The organism is Neisseria perflava (genome assembly GCF_002863305.2).
Lineage (GTDB): Bacteria > Pseudomonadota > Gammaproteobacteria > Burkholderiales > Neisseriaceae > Neisseria > Neisseria perflava_A.
In genome coordinates this window covers 2,051,415-2,071,257 of record NZ_CP136962.1, presented here as the reverse complement: position 1 = coordinate 2,071,257, position 19,843 = coordinate 2,051,415, and the positions used below count along the sequence as shown (strand labels likewise).

The following is a 19,843-nucleotide window of genomic DNA, read 5'->3' as shown; positions in this document are numbered from 1 at the left end:
TCAGACGGCCTAAATGCCGATTGCTTCATTCTTATTCTGAAACCGCTTTTTCAGACGACCTTAAAAGGCCGTCTGAAAACTTCTGTTTAGTAGCGTTCCAAATCGATATCCAAGCCCAGTGAGCGAATCTCTTTAACCAATACGTTGAAGGATTCAGGCATACCGGCATCGATTTTGTGTTCGCCTTTGACGATGTTTTCGTACATTTTGGTACGGCCGTTCACGTCGTCAGACTTCACAGTCAGCATCTCTTGCAGCGTGTATGCCGCGCCGTATGCTTCCAATGCCCAAACCTCCATCTCACCGAAACGTTGGCCACCGAACTGAGCTTTACCGCCCAAAGGCTGTTGGGTAACCAGACTGTATGGACCGGTAGAACGGGCGTGCATTTTTTCGTCAACCAAGTGGTGCAGTTTCAGATAGTGCATCACACCGACTGTAACCTTGCGGTCAAATGCTTCGCCTGAACGGCCGTCATACAGCGTGATTTGCGTTTTACTGTCGTTGAAGCCCAGTTTCTCAACCTCAGGATCTTCGCTTGGGTAAGCCAAGTTCAACATTTCGCGGATTTCAGACTCTTTCGCACCGTCGAATACAGGAGAAGCGAAAGATGCACCTTTACGCAGGTTGGAAGCTAATTCGATGATTTCTTCATCTGTCAGGCTGTCCAAATCTTCTTTCTTGCCGCTACCGTTGTAGAGCTTGTTCAAGAATTCACGCAGCTCGCTGGCTTTGCGTTGCTCTTTCAGCATACGGTCGATACGCTCGCCGATACCTTTTGCCGCCCAACCCAAGTGAACTTCCAAAATCTGACCGATGTTCATACGGGAAGGTACACCCAACGGGTTCAGTACGATGTCTACCGGACGGCCGTCAGCCATGTAAGGCATGTCTTCCACCGGCAGAATGCGTGATACCACACCTTTGTTACCGTGGCGACCCGCCATTTTGTCACCGGCTTGCAGACGGCGTTTGATGGCGATAAATACTTTCACCATTTTTTGTACGCCTGGTTGCAGCTCGTCGCCTTGGGTCAGTTTTTTCTTCTTGATCTCATACAACTCATCCGCTTCTTCGCGTTTTTGTTGCAGGCTCAATTTAATCAGTTCCAACTGCTTGGCCAAATCTTCGTCAGCCAGACGGATGTCAAACCAATCATGTTTGCTGGACAGGCTTGCCAAATATTCGGTAGTAATTTCGCTGCCTTTAGCCAGCTTCATCGGACCACCATTGGCTTTTTGACCAACAATCATACGCTCGATACGGTCGAATGCGTCATTATCGAAAATACGCAATTGATCGCCCAAATCTTGACGGTAACGTTTCAATTCAGAATCAATAATGGATTGAGCACGTTTGTCGCGTTGGATACCTTCACGAGTAAAGACTTGAACGTCGATAACGGTACCGCTCATGCCGGTAGGCATACGCAATGAAGTATCTTTTACGTCAGACGCTTTTTCACCGAAGATGGCACGCAGCAGTTTTTCTTCAGGAGTCAGTTGAGTTTCGCCTTTAGGCGTTACTTTACCCACCAAGACGTCACCGGCCTCTACTTCCGCACCGATGTAAACAATACCGGATTCATCCAAACGGTTTTGCATACGCTCAGACAAGTTCGGAATATCGCGGGTAATGTCTTCCGCACCCAGCTTGGTATCACGGGCAACAACGTTCAGTTCTTCAATGTGAATCGAAGTATAACGATCGTCCGCAGCCACTTTTTCAGAAATCAGAATCGAGTCTTCATAGTTATAACCATTCCATGGCATGAAGGCGATGGTCATGTTTTGACCCAAAGCCAATTCGCCCAAATCGGTAGACGCACCGTCAGCAATTAAATCGCCGCGTTGCAAAACGTCACCTGCTTTGACGGCAGGACGCTGATTGATATTGGTAGATTGGTTGGAACGGGTGAATTTAACCAAGTTGTAAATATCGACACCCACTTCACCGGCAGTCGCTTCATCGTCATGAACACGAATCACAACACGGTTGGCATCGACATACTCAACTACACCGCCACGACGGGCAACGATTGCAGTAGCAGAGTCAACGGCAACAGAGCGCTCGATACCGGTACCAACCATTGGTTTTTCAGGGCGCAGACACGGTACGGCCTGACGTTGCATGTTGGCACCCATTAATGCACGGTTCGCGTCATCATGTTCCAAGAATGGAATCAGAGATGCCGCTACAGATACCACTTGACCAGTTGCCACGTCCATATATTGAACGCGGTCAGGCGTTGCCATAATGGTTTCACCTTTTTCACGACAAGTGACCAAGTCGCCAATCAAATTACCGTCTTTGTCCAAATCGGCATTCGCCTGTGCAATCACATAACGGCCTTCTTCGATAGCAGACAAGTAGTCGATTTCTTCAGTTACTTTACCATCGACAACACGGCGGTAAGGAGTTTCCAAGAAACCATAATCATTGGTACGCGCATAAACGGACAATGAGTTGATCAAACCAATGTTTGGACCTTCAGGTGTTTCAATAGGACATACACGGCCATAGTGGGTCGGATGTACGTCTCGCACCTCAAAGCCTGCACGTTCGCGAGTCAAACCGCCCGGGCCCAATGCAGATACACGGCGTTTATGGGTTACTTCAGACAATGGGTTGGTCTGATCCATAAATTGGCTCAATTGGCTGGAACCGAAGAATTCTTTAATCGCGGCAGAAACAGGTTTCGCATTGATCAAGTCATGCGGCATCAAGTTCTCAGATTCTGCTTGGTTCAAACGCTCTTTAACTGCACGTTCTACACGAGCCAAACCGCTGCGGAATTGGTTTTCAGTCAACTCACCCACAGAACGAACACGACGATTACCCAAGTGGTCAATATCGTCTACTTCGCCATGACCGTTACGCAGTTCAACCAATGTCGCAATAGAAGCAACGATGTCTTCAACGCTCAGAACGTAACCACCTTTTTCGGATGCGCCGGCCAAAGTCTCATTCAACAAACGGCCATACCAAGAGTTTTGTTGTGCTTCAGACAATTTTTGCTCGTATGTGCGTGTATTAAATTTCATACGGCCTACGCGAGACAAATCATAGCTGTCTTCACTGAAGAACAAGCGGTTGAAGAGTTGCTCAACAGCTTCTTCGGTAGGTGGTTCGCCAGGACGCATCATGCGGTAAATCGCTACGCGTGCAGCTTGCTGATCAGCAGTTTCGTCTGTACGCAGAGTGCTGGAGATGTAACCACCTTGATCCAATTCATTGATATAAAGGGTCGTAATTTCTTTTACACCATGGATATCAAGTTTGGCCAACAGTTCTTCTGTAATTTCATCGTTAGCAGAAGCCAATACTTCGCCGGTTTCCGGATCAATCAGGTCAGCAGCCAATGATTTGCCTATTAAGCTTTCTGGCTCTACATCCAAACGAGTCAAGCCCGCATTGGTAATATCACGGATATTTTTCGCAGTAATGCGTTTACCTTTGGCAACCAGTACATTGCCTTCTTTATCCAAGATATCAACTTTGGCAGTTTCACCTTTCAGACGGCCTGCAACCAGATCAGTTTGAACACCGTTTGAAGACAAATAGAAAGTTTCTTTGTCGTAGAAAATATCCAAAATTTGTTCATTGTTGTAGCCCAAAGCTTTCAACAAAATCGTAACCGGCATTTTACGGCGACGGTCGATACGGAAATACAGCAAATCTTTTGGATCAAATTCGAAATCCAACCATGAACCGCGGTAAGGAATAATACGAGCAGAGAACAACAGCTTACCGGAAGAATGTGTTTTACCACGGTCATGCTCAAAGAACACACCAGGAGAACGGTGTAGCTGGGAAACAATCACACGCTCAGTACCATTGATGACAAAAGAGCCACTTGGCGTCATCAATGGGATTTCGCCCATATATACTTCGTTTTCACGAACTTCTTTTACGGTCGGTTTAGACGCTTCTTTATCCAAAATCACCAAACGGATACGTGCACGCAATGGAGCCGCATAAGTAATACCGCGCAATTGACATTCAGGAATATCGAACAAAGGTTCGCCCAATGTGTAATGCACAAACTCCAATCGTGCATAACCATTATGACTCACAATCGGGAAAATAGAATTGAATGCTGCTTGCAGACCATCATCAGTACGTTGGTCAAAAGCGTTTTCCAACTGTAAAAATTTCGCATAAGAATCAATTTGGGTTGCCAGCAAGAAAGGAACATCCAAGACATTCTCTCGCTTTGCAAAACTCTTACGGATACGTTTTTTCTCGGTAAACGAATAGCTCATATACACTCCGAAAAGCAATTTTAAATAATAGGCCGTCTAAAACAACGGCATGCATCAACCTGATATTTACATTTATTTGCAATGGTTTTATCAAGACTATGCAAATAAATGTAAACAATGCCTGATGCTTATTTTAAGAAGCAAAATAAGGCTGGCAGAAAACTGCCAGCCTTCACAGGAAGCATCAAATTATTTGATTTCGACTTTAGCGCCGGCTTCTTCCAGTTGTTTTTGGATGTCTTCAGCTTCAGCTTTAGAAACACCCTCTTTCAGAGTTTTAGGTGCACCGTCAACGATGTCTTTAGCTTCTTTCAGACCCAAGCCAGTGATAGCGCGGACAACTTTAATCACGCCAACTTTTTGATCACCAGCAGAAGCCAATACTACGTCAAATTCAGTTTTTTCTTCAGCAGCAGCTGCACCAGCACCCGCAGGACCTGCAACTGCAACGGCAGCAGCAGAAACGCCAAATTTCTCTTCAAAAGCTTTAACCAGGTCGTTCAATTCCATTACGGTCAAAGAACCAACGGCTTCCAAAATGTCTTCTTTAGTAATAGCCATGCTATTTTACTCCAAATATTGTATTAAAAAATAATTGATTAAATGAAACAAAATTGATTAAGCGGCTTCTTCGCCAGCTTTTTTCTCTGCCAAAGCAGCCAAACCACGTGCAAAGCCTGATACAGGAGCTTGCATAACGAACAACAGTTTGGACAACAGTTCTTCGCGGCTTGGAATAGAAGCCAACTCAGCAACCTGAGCAGGGTTCATCACTTCGCCATTGTAAGAACCAGCTTTAACGATAATTTTGTCATCTTTTTTCGCGAATTGGTGCAGCACTTTAGCAGCAGCAACAGCATCTTCAGAAGCAGCGTAAACCAATGGACCAACCATTTGATCGGCCAAACCTGCGAATGAAGTACCCTCTACTGCGCGACGAGCCAGAGTATTTTTCAGAACGCGCAAGTAAACGCCTTCTTTACGTGCATTTGCACGAAGCTCAGTCATGCTGGAAACACTGATACCGCGATATTCAGCGACTACGAGAGTTTGAGCGTTAGCAATTGCTGCGCTAATTTCCTCTACGGCCACTTTCTTGGTTTCAATATTGAGACTCAAGGTCTACCTCCCACTGTTTATAAACAGGATACCGAATGATATCCCACCAGCGCGGTAACCTAAAAAGACATCTTACAAGCAATCTTGCAATGTGTTTCAGGACTACCGTCTGCGTAGGGCAATTACGATTAAATCTTACGATCCCTACGGTCTTGGACATCTACTTAATTTTAAGTAGCCCAAATTCAGGCAATCCAAAAAACCGGATCACCTGAAAATTTCTTAGTTGTTCACGCTTGCAGTATCAACGCGAACACCCAAACCCATAGTGCTGGATACAGCAACTTTTTTCAGGTACTGGCCTTTAGCAGCAGCAGGTTTGGCTTTAACGATAGCATCCAGCAACGCATTGAAGTTTTCTTTCAAGTCAGCTTCAGCGAAAGAAGCACGACCGATAGTTGCGTGAACGATACCGGCTTTATCTGTACGGTATTGTACTTGACCTGCTTTTGCATTTTTAACTGCTTCAGCAACGTTAGGAGTAACAGTACCTACTTTAGGGTTTGGCATCAGGCCACGAGGACCCAAGATGGTACCCAATTGACCAACGATACGCATTGCATCAGGAGAAGCAATAACAACGTCAAAGTTCAGGTTACCAGCTTTGATTTCAGCGGCCAGATCTTCAAAACCAACAATATCTGCACCAGCTTCTTTAGCAGCATCTGCATTTGCACCTTGAGTAAACACAGCTACGCGAGTTGTTTTACCGGTACCTTTAGGCAGAACGACTGAACCACGAATAACTTGGTCAGATTTACGAGGATCAACACCCAAGTTGAAAGATACGTCAACAGACTCGTCAAATTTAGCAGTAGCAGCTTTTTTAACCAAAGCAATTGCTTCATCGATTGCGTACAGTTTATTAGCTTCAACAGAAGAGCGAAGAGCTTTCAAGCGTTTAGATACTTTAGCCATTATACAACACCCTCCACATCCAAGCCCATTGAGCGAGCAGAGCCGGCGATAGTACGAACAGCCGCATCCAAGTCAGCAGCAGTCAAATCAGGCTCTTTAGTTTTAGCAATTTCTTCCAACTGAGCGCGGGTCAATTTACCCACTTTGTTAGTCAGAGGATTAGAACTACCTTTTTGCAGACCAGCAGCTTTTTTCAACAAGATAGAAGCTGGTGGGGTTTTCATCACAAATGTGAATGATTTATCTGCAAATGCGGTGATCACGACTGGAATTGGCAAACCAGGTTCCATACCTTGGGTTGCAGCATTAAATGCTTTACAGAATTCCATGATATTTAAACCACGTTGACCCAAAGCAGGACCAACTGGGGGAGATGGATTGGCTTTACCTGCAGGAATTTGCAGTTTGATGTAGCCGATAATTTTCTTTGCCACTTAAGGACTCCTAAAAACGGGTATAACGCGGAACCATTCCGCTTCCCAAACAGAATTTGCGATTATATCCGCTTAAAAAAAAAATTTCAAGCGAATTAAACCACTTAAATCTTTTCAACCTGACCGAACTCTAATTCAACCGGTGTTTCACGACCAAAAATCTGAACTGAAACACGCAGTCTATTACGCTCGTAGTTAACCTCATCAACAATTCCATTGAAATCAGCAAATGGACCTTCATTCACACGAACCTGCTGACCAACCTCAAATTCAACTTTTGGTTTTGGCTTCTCAACACCTGTTTTGGCTTGTTGCAAAATAGCATCTGCATCTTTTTGAGAAATTGGGATTGGACGATTTCCGCTACCACCTACAAAACCATTTACTCGAGGGGTACTCTTAACCAAGTGCCATGAATCATCGGTCATTTCCATTTCAACCAACACATAGCCTGGATAGAATTTACGCTCACTGATGGTTTTTCGGCCATTCTTGATATCTACCACTTCCTCTACAGGAACGAGAATCTGACCGAAATATTCTTCCATGTTTTCACGAGCAATACGCTCTTTCAATGTTTTTTGAACATTTTTCTCGAAACCGGAATAGGCCTGTACCACATACCAACGCTTTGACATCTTTACCCTTTCCTATTTAATAAAACATCAAAAAACAACCATGAAATAATTGTATCTGCCGCATAAATGAAGGCTGCTAAAACTGCAACGAAGATAATCACAAATACAGTCATTTTAACCGCTTCATCACGACTCGGCCAAACTACCTTCTTAAACTCAGTCCAAGAGCTCTTAAAATATGCAAACAGACCTTCTTTCTTTTCAGGAGCCGGCTTATTACTTACCACAACTTCCTTTTTCTGATGGCCTTCTTTGCGTCCAGACGGATGTTCTGTCATCTTTACTCACTTATCAATACCCCACCCGCCTTCATTTTAGATAGCGGTATTGATCCATTAATTAATTCCAAATAATCTTAGAACTTAAGTACAAAAAAATTAACCGGCACAAGGCCGGTTAATTTTTTATTTGGCAGGCCAAGAGGGTCTCGAACCCCCAACCCTCGGTTTTGGAGACCGATACTCTACCAATTGAGCTATTGGCCTCTAAACTTAAGCGATTACAGAAGAAACCACACCCGCACCTACGGTACGACCACCTTCGCGAATCGCAAAGCGCAGACCTTCTTCCATAGCGATAGGCGCAATCAGTTCTACAGTAATGGTTACGTTCTCACCTGGCATTACCATTTCTACGCCTTCTTCCAAAGTAACTGCACCAGTTACGTCAGTAGTACGGAAGTAGAATTGTGGACGGTAGTTAGCAAAGAATGGAGTGTGACGACCACCCTCTTCTTTGCTCAGTACGTATACTTCTGCTTTGAACTTGGTGTGAGGAGTGATCGTACCTGGTTTAGCCAATACTTGACCACGCTCTACGTCTTCACGTTTAGTACCACGCAGCAATACACCTACGTTGTCACCAGCTTGACCTTCGTCCAGCAGTTTGCGGAACATTTCAACACCGGTACAAGTGGTTTTTTGAGTTTCTTTCAGACCTACGATTTCGATCTCGTCACCAACGTGGATGATACCGCGCTCTACACGACCAGTTACTACTGTACCACGGCCAGAGATAGAGAATACGTCTTCGATAGGCAACAAGAAAGGTTTGTCCACAGCACGCTCAGGTGTTGGGATGTAGCTGTCCAAAGCAGCAGCCAATTCGAAGATTTTTTCTTCGTAACCAGCGTCACCTTCCAAAGCTTTCAGTGCAGAACCTTGTACGATTGGGCAGTCATCGCCTGGGAAGTCGTAGCTTGACAACAAGTCACGGATTTCCATTTCAACCAGTTCCAACAACTCGGCATCGTCAACCATGTCGCATTTATTCATGAATACGATGATGTAAGGCACACCTACTTGGCGAGCCAACAGGATGTGTTCGCGAGTTTGTGGCATAGGACCGTCAGCTGCGGAACATACCAAGATCGCACCGTCCATTTGGGCAGCACCGGTAATCATGTTTTTAACGTAGTCGGCGTGGCCCGGGCAGTCTACGTGTGCGTAGTGACGGGTTTCAGTTTCGTATTCTACGTGTGAGGTATTAATGGTAATACCACGAGCTTTTTCTTCAGGAGCGTTGTCGATTTGGTCGTAAGCTTTTGCAGCGCCACCGAATTTTTTAGCCAAAATAGTAGTCAAAGCAGCAGTCAGAGTGGTTTTACCATGGTCAACGTGACCGATGGTGCCAACGTTTACGTGCGGTTTGCTACGTTCAAATTTTTCCTTAGCCATGGCAATATCCTATAATCTATAGCTTTTTGAAAGAAAGGGTAATAATGAGATGGTGCCCATGGGCAGATTTGAACTGCCGACCTCTCCCTTACCAAGGGAGTGCTCTACCCCTGAGCTACATGGGCGAAATTGTTTGGAGCGGGTGAAGGGAATCGAACCCTCACCGTAAGCTTGGAAGGCTTCTGCTCTACCATTGAGCTACACCCGCATACTCACTTTTTTGCTCCAAGTAAGAATTTTTGGTGGAGGGAGAAGGATTCGAACCTTCGAAGCTCACGCAACAGATTTACAGTCTGCCCCCTTTGACCGCTCGGGAATCCCTCCAAAAGAGAACGCTAGTTTATTGGCAACTCAGATTTCCGTCAAGATTTTTTTTTATTTATTTCTTTAAAAATATCCAAGCTTTTGCTTTTAAACACTATTTATTTAAACTGAATGATTTTTTCGTACTTAGCCATCAGTTCTTCATGCGTTTCAGGATGTTCTTCATCGATCAAGATACAGTCGACAGGGCATACCTGTTGGCACTGAGGCTCATCGTAATGGCCTACACATTGCGTACACAAATTTGGATTGATTTCGTAAATTTCTTCACCTTGCGAAATGGCATCATTAGGGCATTCCGGTTCGCACACATCGCAGTTAATGCACTCATCTGTAATAAAGAGCGACATTTCTATTTCCTTTTTTCTTAAATTATCAAAACCGATTGGGCGCGGATTATAGCACAAATGATGTCGGAACAATCCGTTTGAAAGAATGTTTTACACCTTGGGAATGATTCTCAAATTCCATACTATTCAGCAACTTGTGTATAGAGTAACAATTCAAACCTACTCATTCCCGCCTTTCCTTCCCGATAAACTTCCAGCCAATCCGGTTTTTCAGGCAGCTTCCCTGCTTCAATATAGACCATTGCCCCATTTTTCAAGTGGCTTTGCAATCGGATAAACAGATTTTGCCAATCTTCCCATGCAAATGGCGGATCAAGAAATATGACATCAAATTTTTCAGACGGCCTTGTCAGATAAATCATGCCGTCTGAACACTCGATTTCTGCCTGTTTCAAACCTAATTCACGGATATTTTTCTGAAGCGTTTGAACAGTTTGGCGGTGGTTATCGACCATTACCACTTTTGCCGCATTACGGGAAGCAGCCTCCATTCCCAAAGCACCACTGCCGCTGAATAAATCCAATACTGTTTTGCCGGTTAAATCCTGGCCCAGCCAATTAAACAGTTTTTCACGCACACTGTCAGGCGTCGGGCGCAGACCATCTGCAGATAAAAATGTTAACTTTCGTCCCCTGCATTGCCCACCGATGATGCGTACTTGATTGGTGTGTTTGGAATGTTTGTTGTTTGCCATGATTTTTAAAAAGATACCGAGTTTTCAGACGGCCTCAATTATATAGTGAAACTGCCATCAAGCCGTATTTCACTCTATTCTTTTAGATACAACAAGGCCGTCTGAAAATCATTTTTCAGACGGCCTAGGCTTTTACTTCTGCACAGAAGTAGCCAGCTGTCTCAACAACTCAATTTCCTTATCCTTCTGCTCCAGCATTTCCCGGCAATGTTTTAACTCCTGATTCAACAACTCCAATTTCATAGCCATATCACTTGAAGCATATAAAGCGATATCGCCTCCACTATCTCCTTCATTAATCTGCAAAACCATCCCGTTATTACTAGATTTTAACAAATCCCACATATCTACTTTAAAGATAGCCGCCAACTGCTCCAGTCTTGGAATATTCAATTGTGTCTCACCTCGCTCAATCTTAGCGTATCCACCGGCAGACATGGCTAACTTTTCCGCCATTTCTTCCTGAGACCATTTATTTAATTCGCGTATCAAGCGGATCTTTTCGTGAGTTTCCATAAAATTAAACTTTCTGTATAGATAGTTGTATTATTGGGATAAATTTTAACCATATAGTAGCTAGACAATCAATTTATTTATATGTAATATGAAATTCATATAATAAAGCTTATTTATTTACGATACAGGCCTCGTAATCATTTCTTCGAGAACATTCTTCTTAACTTTTCTAAAAGGCGATAAATAAAATGAAATTTTTACATAAAATCTCTGTCACTACTATCTTAGGCCTTCTATCCATCCCAACTTATGCCGTTCCCAATGTATGGACTTCTTCTTTTACCCAAGGTTATACCGAATACGTCCTCTCCAATTCAAGAAATCAAACTATTATTGTAGCCTGTAATGAATATGCAGATATTCATTCCGATCACGGTTTTCACTACTATCCCAAAGGATTAAATGGGAATTCTCTCCCCCTTCGAAATATTAGTATTCTGTTCGATAATTCAACAGTTGCCTATCCTCCTCAAGATGGCGGACTTCCGACCAGCACAAGAGGTGGAGCAAATGAATGGATAAATTTTACACGTGCCATTTCCAAAGCCAAAAAAATTGATTTATATTCAAACAATAAGCTCATTGCAACATTTACACCATCATCTAACAGCGTTAAATCCATTGCTAGAGAGCTTGCTAAATGTAAACCCGCAGGATAACAACCTTCTTTGTTATATCAACCACTCTTATTAATCCATTATATAGGAAAAATCATGAAAAAATATCTGATTGCTCTTGTCTCACTCATGGCTTGTACAACAACTTTTGCACAAGATAATTTGCAAGCTCAAAAACTACAAATTGTGAAACGTATTTATGCAGGTGGCGGCAATCACCAAACTTTAATCAATAATTCTACCCGCGATTTCAAATCAGTTTTTATTGAAGACGAACGCAAAACTCCTGTTGGAGAAGTTGGCTGTATTGATTATGACTTAATAACACAAGGTCAGGATTCAAACCCTAAAGAAATCAGCCGTAGCTTGAAAACTTCTATTACTGATAATGGACACGTACTTGCTACCTTTAGAAATTTTGGCAAATTAAATAAACTAACTTATGTGATGTCATGTAATGGGAATCGTTGCTTAGTAGACGATGTATTAGAAAACGGTAAATCTTTCAAACGCTCAATCCGTAAGTGCATTCGAAGCCTTTAAATCATACATTCATAACCCAAGGCCGTCTGAAAATTATTTTTCAGACGGCCTTTTTCTATCTAAGCTTTAACCAATTACTCTTTCGGTGCAGGCGGTTCAATCTGTTCTTTCCAGCCGCATTCTTTTTGCGGACAGACTTTTTCCACGCCCCAGCGTTTGGTGGTTTTGATGGTTAAAACCGGCCAATGGCAGTTCGGACACTCTTCGGCGACGGGCGGGTTCCAAGTGGCGTAGTTGCAGTCCGGATAGGTGCTGCAACTGTAAAACAGTTTGCCGTAACGGGATTTGCGTTCGACGAGGTTGCCTTTTTTGCATTGTGGGCATTGGACGCCGGTGTCTTTCGGTTTTTCCAACGGCTCAACGTGCTTGCATTTCGGATAGTTGGCGCAGCCGATGAATTTGCTGCCGGTACGGCTGTATTTGTACACTAAACGACCGCCGCATTTAGGGCATTCGCGTCCGTCGAGTTCGGCTTGCTCTGCTTCCGTTTTGGCAATACGTTCGGCGGCTTCTTCGGCAGTTTCGTTGACGTTACGCGTGTAGCTGCATTCGGGATAGCCGGCACACGCAACGAAGCGGCCCATTTTGCCGAATTTGATTTGCAGTTTATGTTCGCCGCATTTCGGGCAGGTTTCATCGAGTTCCTGCGTAGTAAATTTGGCGCGTTCGATACCCTCTTTTTCTTCCACTTGCTTGATAAACGGCTTCCAGAATTTGTCCATCACGGGGATCCATTGGCGTTTGCCGTTGGCAATTTCGTCAAGCTGGTCTTCGAGTTTGGCGGTGAAGTGGTAATCGACATATTGGGCGAAGTGTTCGGTCAGGAATTTGTTGACGATGTCGCCTGTGTCGGTGGGCATGAAGCGTTTTTGCTCAAGGGTAACGTATTCGCGGTCTTTGAGCGTGGAAATAATACTGGCGTAGGTAGAAGGACGGCCGATACCGTATTCTTCGAGGGCTTTAACCAGTGTGGCTTCGTTGTAGCGTGGAGGCGGGGTAGTAAAGTGTTGTTCGCCGTAGAGTTTGTCCACGGGCAGTTTATCGCCTTCGCTCATTTCAGGCAGTTTTTTGCTGTCTTCACTCTCTTCATCGTCGCTGCTTTCTTCGTAAACGCTGAGGAAGCCTGCGAAAGTCTGCACTTGTCCGGTTACGCGGAATACGCCCTTGCCGACGGTAATATCGACGGTGGTTTGGTCGAATTTAGCGGGCGTCATCTGACAGGCGACGGTACGTTGCCAAATCATTTGGTACAGTTTGAACTGGTCTGCGCTCAAGAAGGGCTTGACGCTTTCGGGCGTGCGGTACACGGAAGTCGGACGGATCGCCTCGTGGGCTTCTTGGGCATTTTTGGATTTGGTTTTGTATTGTTTGGCGGCACTCGGCAGATATTCTTTGCCAATTTTGTTTTCGATGTAATGGCGGATTTCGGTTAACGCTTCATCGGCCAAATTCACGCTGTCGGTACGCATATAGGTAATCAGACCGATGGCACCCTGCCCTACGTCTATACCTTCGTAAAGCTGCTGGGCGGTACGCATGGTGCGGTCGGTGGTAAAGCCGAGTTTGCGCACGGCATCCTGCTGCATGGTAGAAGTGGTGAACGGCGCGGCAGGATTGCGGCTGCGCTTTTTCTTTTCAATGGCAGTAACGACAGCCTCTTTGCCTTCGAGTTCTTTCAACACGTCGGCTTGAGCGGCTTCGTTCGGCAGGTCGAATTGTTCGAGTTTTGCACCGTTGTATTGGGCGAGTTTTGCAGTAAACTTGCTGCGTCCTTTGTGGCTGTCGAGATGTACCGTCCAATATTCCTGCGCTTCAAACGCGCGGATTTCGTTTTCGCGCTCACAAATCAGGCGCAAAGCAGGGCTTTGTACACGGCCTGCACTCAAACCGCGGCGGATTTTTTTCCACAACAATGGCGAGAGGTTGAAACCGACCAGATAGTCCAAAGCACGGCGGGCTTGTTGCGCATCGACCAAGTCCATTTCGATTTCGCGCGGATTGGCGACGGCGTCGAGCACAGCGTTTTTGGTGATTTCGTGGAACACGACACGCTGCGGCTTGATGTTTTTCAGGCCGCGTTTGGATTTGAGGATTTCATAAAGATGCCATGAGATGGCTTCGCCTTCCCTATCCGGGTCGGTTGCGAGGTAGATGTTTTCGGCTTCTTTGGCACCGGCGACGATGGCATCAACGTGTTTGCTGTTGCGGCTGATCAGCTGGTACTTCATGGCAAAGCCGTTGTCGGGATCGACTGCTCCGCTTTTGGGTACCAAGTCGCGGACATGACCGTAAGACGCCAAGATTTCAAACTCACCGCCCAGATATTTTTTCAGGGTTTTGGCTTTGGACGGGGATTCGACGATTAATAGGTTTTTCGCCATTGTTGTTCTCTTTTGGATGTATTGGGTTTATGTTTCAGACGGCCTTTATGATTGAGGCCGTCTGAAAAAAGGTTTAGTGCATAACGTTTTGTCCGGTCAACGCACTCATCAAGTCGTCACCTATCAGGACGGGCAACTCGCTCTTGTGCATCCACAACACCAGCAATACCAACACTTTGGCGGTATCGAGGGTGATTTCGTCCGATGGAATGTGCATCAGGGCGTGAATGACGATTTCGCGTTGCTCATAAGTAATTGCGTGCTCGGCAACCAAATACTGCATCAAGCCCATGACTTCCTGCGGCAGGTTTTCAGCTTCTTCACGGCAGAATACGCGCAGGGAGTCGCTGTTAAACGGCTCGGCATAGAATTCGGACGTATTGAACAAGACTTCCATCATCATCAATGTATTGCCGATTTCCGTAGCATCAAAACCCGCATCTTCCAAGAGGCGACCCAAATCCTCCGGAGGCGGACAATTGTCGAAATCTTGGAAGTGTTCGATTAAATAGGCAATGACTTCGGTCATGCTGGTTCCTTAAATATAGATAATTTATGCTTTGACACGCTGATAACGGCCGCCCGGTAAGGCGGCAACAATACCGTCAAGTTCGTATTCCAAAAGCTGTGCGTACACGTCTGCTGCTGCCGTATTGGTTTGTTGCGCCAAAATATCGGGGTGTATCGGGTCGTAACCCATTGCTTCCAATAAAGCGCTTGTTGATGGGGCGGCGGATAGGTTTTCAGACGGCCTTTGCGGTTCATCCGCTATTATTTTTTGTTGCAGATGTTTGGTTCGATCGTTTTTCAGTTTTACCGTCTTATTTATAGAATATGATGGAACAGGCGTATTTTGCAATAGCTGCGGACACTCATGGAGAATATCGTCCAGACATTCCACCAGTTTTGCCCCGTCTTTAATCAGCTTGTGACAGCCTTTGCTGTGCGGATTGTCTATCGAACCGGGCACCGCCATCACTTCGCGCCCCATCTCCGCCGCCAGCTTGGCAGTAATCAATGAGCCGGATTCCAATGCCGCCTCGACCACCAATGTCAGCTGCGACAATGCGGCAATCAAACGGTTGCGGCGCGGAAAGTTGCCTGCAAACGGACGCGTATCTAAAGGGAACTCGCTGACAATCAATCCCCTTTCGGCAATTTCATAAGCAAGGTTTTTATTGGACGGCGGATAAATGCGGTCTATACCGGTTCCCCAGACGGCGATGGTGCCGCCATCTGCCTGCAATGCCCCCTGATGGGCGGAGGTATCGATACCCGAAGCCATACCCGATACGACGGGAATGCCTTTTTCGCTCAACGCCCTGCCGAAATCTTTGGCAATCCGCATTGCCTGCGGCGTGGCATGGCGGCTGCCGACAATCGCGGCAGAAGGTGTGTGCAGCAGCTCTGCATTGCCGCGTAAAAACAAGACCGGCGGCGCGGTAATGCCTTGTGTCAGCATTTCGGGGAAATCATCATCTTGCAGCAACAACAAACGGCAACCGTCCTGCATTTCCCATTGTAAAGCGGCTTCAGCAGACTGCTGCGCCAAAGCCCGTTTGTCCGCATTGCGCCACGACTCGGCCGCCTGTTTATGGCGCACCAACGCGGCAATTTTGTCTGCCGGCGCATTCAAGGCAGCTTGTGCGCTACCGAATTGCTGCAATAGCAACAAAAAACTTTCTGCGCCGATATAGGGCGTAAATGCCAGTTGCAACCAAGCAAAACGCTCGTTTTCCGTCATCAATCTGTTCCCTTTTCGTAATGGTTGTTCAGACGGCCCGAAGTAAATCAAGGCCGTCTGAAAATTTTATTGATATAAAACTTTTGTCGGCTTAAAAGGCAAAATAACACCGCCGAGCCATATCATTATTTTTATAAAGTATTGCTTGTCTGAGCAAACCGTCAAATGACGATGCCGTCTGAAAAACCTGATGGCTTTCAGACGGCCTCTTTTGTGTTTAAACCGATATTGCGCTTATTCTTCGGATTTGTCGGCGCTGCGGCGCGATACGCTGATACCGAGTTGTTTGAGTTTGCGGTAAAGGTGTGTACGCTCCAAACCGACCTTTTGCGCCACGCGGCTCATATTTTGGCCTTCTTGGGCGATGTGGTACTCAAAGTAGCGGCGCTCGACTTCTTCCCTCAACTCACGCAAAGGCATATTGAAATTGAAGCCGCCGATGATTTCTGTCGCCGTCGCGTTTTCCTTCTGACCCAAAGCCACAGCAACGGCCTGCTCGTCCACTTCTTTGCCGTCCGATTCCAACATGATGTTTTTCACCGTTTCGGCAAGCTGGTCGTAATTGCCCGGCCAATCGTATTGGCGCAAAACCACCAACGCGCTGTCGCTGAATTTTACCGGCTGGATTTTTTGACTTTCGGCCAAATCGGTCATGATGCGGTTGATTAAAAAGACGATATCGTCTGGTTGACTGCGCAAAGAAGGAACATTGATGCGCTCTTTCAACAGCTCCGCCAGTCGGCCGGCAACGACGTCATCGGCGCTCTCACCGCGTTTAAAGCCGCATGAAGCAATCACACGGACATTGTAGCGGTCGGCTTTCTCCAGCAAGAAAGCAATGCCGTTTTGGATATTTTTGCTGTAACGGGCAATATCACCGACATACAAAATGCCGCCTGATGCCTTTTGCAACAGCTCCATCGGCGTATCGACAATGTGTTCGACACGGTCGGTTGCCACCCAAGGCGTACCGCTTTTGTGCAGATAGCGGGCGACAATTTCAAACGGCGAGCCTGCCTCACCGGCCAACAACAGCGGGCGGTTGTGTTTGGCGGCCGCTTCAATGCTGCCGTTCATTTCTTGAATGACGGAACTGTTGCCCAGTTTGTCCAAAGTCATGCCGGAGGCCGTCTGAACTTCGCCATGTTTCAAGGCGCGTTCTACTGCGGACAAGAGTTTTTGCAGGGCAATCGGTTTTTCCAGAAAATCGAGCGCGCCGATTTTGGTGGCCTCAACCGCAGTATCAATGCTGGCATGGCCGCTCATCATCACCACAGGCATATTGAGTTGGCCGTTTTTCGCCCACTCTTTCAACAAAGTGATGCCGTCGCAATCGGGCATCCAAATGTCCAGCAACACCATGGCCGGACGCGTTTGATAACGCAATTGGCGCGCTTCTTCGGCATTTTCGGCCAAAGTAACGGTATAGCCTTCGTCTTGAAGGATTTCGGAGAGCAGGTCGCGGATGCCTACTTCATCATCTACAATCAAAATATCACTGCTTCGCATAAGTTTCTGCCATTTCCGGTAAAGCTATTTTGACACACGCGCCGCCGCTGTTCTGATTGCTCAGGCTGATACGGCCGCCATGCTCCTCGATAATTTTTTTCACAACGGGCAAACCCAGCCCCGTTCCTGTCGGTTTGTCGGTAACGTACGGCTCAAAAGCATTGTGCAGCATTTCTTTGCTGAAACTTTTACCGTTGTTGCAGACAGTCAGGAAAACCTGTCCGCCTTCGCGTCCTGTTTCGACGTTTACTTGCGGCGCTTCGTCCGACTCTGCCGCTTCTGCGGCATTCTTAAATAGGTTATGCAACACTTGGCGCATCGCCGTCGTATCGGCAACAATCGGCAAGGCGTCGGCGCTGAGCCGAGCATTAAACTTGCACGCGCCGGCCTCATATAATACCAATACTTCCGACACCAAACCGTTTAAATCTTGTTTTTCTAAATTCAGCGACGGCGCACGCGCATAATTGCGGAATGCTTCGACCATTTCTTTCAGCGCGGCAACCTGTTTGACGATGGTATCGGTTGAACGGCTGAGGATTTGAGCGTCTTGTTCATCAAGTTTATCATGCAATTTCCATGCCAATCTCTCGGCAGAAAGCTGGATAGGCGTGAGCGGATTGCGGATTTCATGCGCCAAGCGTTTCGCCACTTCGCCCCATGCGGCCTCTTTTTGCGCCCGCATCAAGACGGTAATGTCATCAATCACCATCACCACGCCGTTATCGTTGTCCTCCGGCAGGATGGTGGCCTTGCCCAATAAGATTCGGGCATCATCGGGCGCGGCATATTCGACTTGGACGGGTTTGTCGCTGTCGGCGGTTTCATTAATGGCGGCAAACACATCGGCCAACAGGGTTTGCTGCGGCGATTTGCCGTGCCATTGATGCCAGTTGCTGCCCCACAAAGACACCAGCGAAACGCCCAAAATCTGTTCGGCGGCCTTGTTAAAGGTTTTCAGACGGCCGTCGGCATCCAAAGTAATCACGCCTGTGGTCAAACTTTCCAACACGCATTCCAAATAATGGCGGGCGGCTTCTTCGCGCAAACGGTTGCGCTCGTCCGCCTCTTTGGCAATCGATAACTGCTCGGTCATGTGGTTGAACAACTGGGTCAACCGTCCGAACTCGTCATTGCGGAATACCGGCCGGGTCTGGCTGAAGTCACCCTGAGCCACCGCCCGCGCGCCCTCTGCCAGCGACAACACCGGTGCCACAAAACGGCGGGCAAAATACAAAGCCATCACCAGCGCCAAAAAGATAGCCAACAATGTCGCGACCAAAAGCGTGGACAGGAAAAAGGTTTGCAGGCCTTTTTTGGTATAACTCAGCTCGGCGTATTTGGCGCGGGCCGCTTCAATCAGCGTCGCGTCTTGGGCAACATCTTTCGGAATCGGCTGCCGAAAAAACAACGCATAATCCTGATTTTTATGTGTACCGATCAGCATCCAGCCTTGAGCATACAGCACGCCGCCGATGTTTTCCAAGCTGCGCACCGAGCCGGTCTGCTCCAGCTGCTCCCATCCTCCTTTGGTGAGTTCGGGTTGATTTAGTTTCAGGGGATTGATGCTTTTCTCAGCTTTATGGGTAGTCGCGTTATAAAGCGCCAGCTGGGCAAAGTCGGCAGTAAGCGCCGATTTTGCCAGCGTCTGCCCTAAATTGCCGTCCAGTGAAGCGGCGCTGATTAAGTCGATTTGCACCGGCGTGGCGTTGCTGACAGCGTTGTCCACCGCCAAGTTCAGCGCGGATTTGCTCAAGTTTAAGCTGCGCTCTAGAGCCTCATGGGTATCGTTGCCAAACCAAGAATTAATCGTACAGTTAATAAACTGGGCGGAAATACCGAACAAAAACACACCCGGCAATACGGCAACCAAGGTAAACATCCCCGACAGCCGACGCGCAATCTGCGAACCGAACACGCTTTTGCTGTTGTCGCGCATCAAAAGCACGACATAGCGTACCAACACCGCCGCCAACACCAGCAACAGCAAGCCGCACAAGGCGACAATCCACCAGAAGTAATCGGACAATACGTTGCTGCTGCCCGTTGCAACAGTCAGACCATACAACAAAACAACGGCGAATACGGCAGCAATCAGAAGAAAGCGGCGCATG

General features: G+C 46.7%; 18 protein-coding genes and 4 tRNA genes. 2 read left to right on the top strand and 20 right to left on the bottom strand.

Annotated features, from left to right (window positions below; genetic code table 11):
- Positions 1-86: 86 nt before the first annotated feature.
- The 15 genes from rpoB to CYJ98_RS09605 all read right to left on the bottom strand — a co-directional run bounded on the left by rpoB (position 87) and on the right by CYJ98_RS09605 (position 10,935).
- Positions 87-4,265, bottom strand: a complete 4,179-nt coding sequence (rpoB, locus tag CYJ98_RS09675; protein ID WP_101756410.1) for a DNA-directed RNA polymerase subunit beta — start codon at positions 4,263-4,265, stop codon at positions 87-89.
- Between the two features lie 189 nt (positions 4,266-4,454).
- Complete coding sequence (rplL, locus tag CYJ98_RS09670) at positions 4,455-4,826, bottom strand: 50S ribosomal protein L7/L12 (RefSeq protein WP_003677916.1); 372 nt, start codon at positions 4,824-4,826, stop codon at positions 4,455-4,457.
- Between the two features lie 57 nt (positions 4,827-4,883).
- Positions 4,884-5,384, bottom strand: a complete 501-nt coding sequence (gene rplJ / locus CYJ98_RS09665) for a 50S ribosomal protein L10 (RefSeq protein ID WP_003680699.1) — start codon at positions 5,382-5,384, stop codon at positions 4,884-4,886.
- Between the two features lie 222 nt (positions 5,385-5,606).
- Positions 5,607-6,302, bottom strand: a complete 696-nt coding sequence (gene rplA / locus CYJ98_RS09660; protein ID WP_003677918.1) for a 50S ribosomal protein L1 — start codon at positions 6,300-6,302, stop codon at positions 5,607-5,609.
- Positions 6,302-6,736, bottom strand: coding sequence for a 50S ribosomal protein L11 (gene rplK, locus CYJ98_RS09655; protein ID WP_002220151.1), 435 nt, complete (start codon positions 6,734-6,736; stop codon positions 6,302-6,304). Before rplK ends, rplA begins: the two co-directional genes overlap by 1 nt.
- Before the next feature lie 104 nt (positions 6,737-6,840).
- Positions 6,841-7,374 carry a transcription termination/antitermination protein NusG gene (gene nusG / locus CYJ98_RS09650; RefSeq protein ID WP_003680697.1) on the bottom strand — a complete coding sequence of 178 codons (534 nt, stop codon included), beginning with the start codon at positions 7,372-7,374 and terminating at the stop codon, positions 6,841-6,843.
- A 2-nt stretch (positions 7,375-7,376) separates the two neighbouring features.
- Positions 7,377-7,652, bottom strand: coding sequence for a preprotein translocase subunit SecE (secE, locus tag CYJ98_RS09645; RefSeq protein WP_070461116.1), 276 nt, complete (start codon positions 7,650-7,652; stop codon positions 7,377-7,379).
- A 131-nt stretch (positions 7,653-7,783) separates the two neighbouring features.
- Positions 7,784-7,859, bottom strand: a tRNA-Trp gene (locus tag CYJ98_RS09640).
- Positions 7,860-7,865: 6 nt separating this feature from the next.
- A complete protein-coding gene (gene tuf / locus CYJ98_RS09635; RefSeq protein WP_004520187.1) occupies positions 7,866-9,050 on the bottom strand; it encodes an elongation factor Tu in 1,185 nt (394 codons plus the stop codon).
- Positions 9,051-9,100: 50 nt separating this feature from the next.
- Positions 9,101-9,175: transfer RNA gene (locus CYJ98_RS09630), tRNA-Thr, on the bottom strand.
- 9 nt (positions 9,176-9,184) lie between these two features.
- Positions 9,185-9,258: transfer RNA gene (locus tag CYJ98_RS09625), tRNA-Gly, on the bottom strand.
- 32 nt (positions 9,259-9,290) lie between these two features.
- Positions 9,291-9,374, bottom strand: a tRNA-Tyr gene (locus tag CYJ98_RS09620).
- Positions 9,375-9,472: 98 nt separating this feature from the next.
- Positions 9,473-9,724 carry a YfhL family 4Fe-4S dicluster ferredoxin gene (locus CYJ98_RS09615; RefSeq protein ID WP_003679513.1) on the bottom strand — a complete coding sequence of 84 codons (252 nt, stop codon included), beginning with the start codon at positions 9,722-9,724 and terminating at the stop codon, positions 9,473-9,475.
- Between the two features lie 122 nt (positions 9,725-9,846).
- Entirely contained in the window at positions 9,847-10,419 is a 573-nt protein-coding gene (gene rsmD, locus CYJ98_RS09610) for a 16S rRNA (guanine(966)-N(2))-methyltransferase RsmD (protein WP_101756365.1), read from the bottom strand.
- Positions 10,420-10,551: 132 nt separating this feature from the next.
- Positions 10,552-10,935, bottom strand: a complete 384-nt coding sequence (locus CYJ98_RS09605; RefSeq protein ID WP_101756366.1) for a helix-turn-helix domain-containing protein — start codon at positions 10,933-10,935, stop codon at positions 10,552-10,554.
- A gap of 188 nt (positions 10,936-11,123) precedes the next feature.
- On the opposite strand from CYJ98_RS09605, the gene CYJ98_RS09600 reads away from it, so the two are divergent.
- Positions 11,124-11,594 (top strand): hypothetical protein, encoded by a 471-nt coding sequence (locus tag CYJ98_RS09600; protein ID WP_143485324.1) that lies wholly within the window; start codon positions 11,124-11,126, stop codon positions 11,592-11,594.
- 54 nt (positions 11,595-11,648) lie between these two features.
- Complete coding sequence (locus CYJ98_RS09595) at positions 11,649-12,095, top strand: hypothetical protein (RefSeq protein ID WP_101756367.1); 447 nt, start codon at positions 11,649-11,651, stop codon at positions 12,093-12,095.
- A 74-nt stretch (positions 12,096-12,169) separates the two neighbouring features.
- Here the strand turns inward: CYJ98_RS09595 and topA are convergent, their stop codons facing one another.
- The 5 genes from topA to CYJ98_RS09570 form a co-directional block, all read right to left on the bottom strand.
- Complete coding sequence (gene topA, locus CYJ98_RS09590; RefSeq protein ID WP_101756368.1) at positions 12,170-14,476, bottom strand: type I DNA topoisomerase; 2,307 nt, start codon at positions 14,474-14,476, stop codon at positions 12,170-12,172.
- A gap of 73 nt (positions 14,477-14,549) precedes the next feature.
- Positions 14,550-15,005 (bottom strand): DUF494 family protein, encoded by a 456-nt coding sequence (locus tag CYJ98_RS09585; RefSeq protein WP_003749244.1) that lies wholly within the window; start codon positions 15,003-15,005, stop codon positions 14,550-14,552.
- A 24-nt stretch (positions 15,006-15,029) separates the two neighbouring features.
- Positions 15,030-16,220 (bottom strand): DNA-processing protein DprA, encoded by a 1,191-nt coding sequence (gene dprA, locus CYJ98_RS09580; protein ID WP_101756369.1) that lies wholly within the window; start codon positions 16,218-16,220, stop codon positions 15,030-15,032.
- Positions 16,221-16,454: 234 nt separating this feature from the next.
- Positions 16,455-17,729 carry a sigma-54-dependent transcriptional regulator gene (locus CYJ98_RS09575; protein ID WP_101756370.1) on the bottom strand — a complete coding sequence of 425 codons (1,275 nt, stop codon included), beginning with the start codon at positions 17,727-17,729 and terminating at the stop codon, positions 16,455-16,457.
- The gene (locus CYJ98_RS09570; protein ID WP_101756371.1) at positions 17,716-19,842 is read right to left on the bottom strand and encodes a sensor histidine kinase; all 2,127 of its coding nucleotides are present in this window, start codon (positions 19,840-19,842) and stop codon (positions 17,716-17,718) included. The genes CYJ98_RS09575 and CYJ98_RS09570 overlap by 14 nt, the downstream gene beginning before the upstream one ends.
- Between the last annotated feature and the right edge of the window lies 1 nt (position 19,843).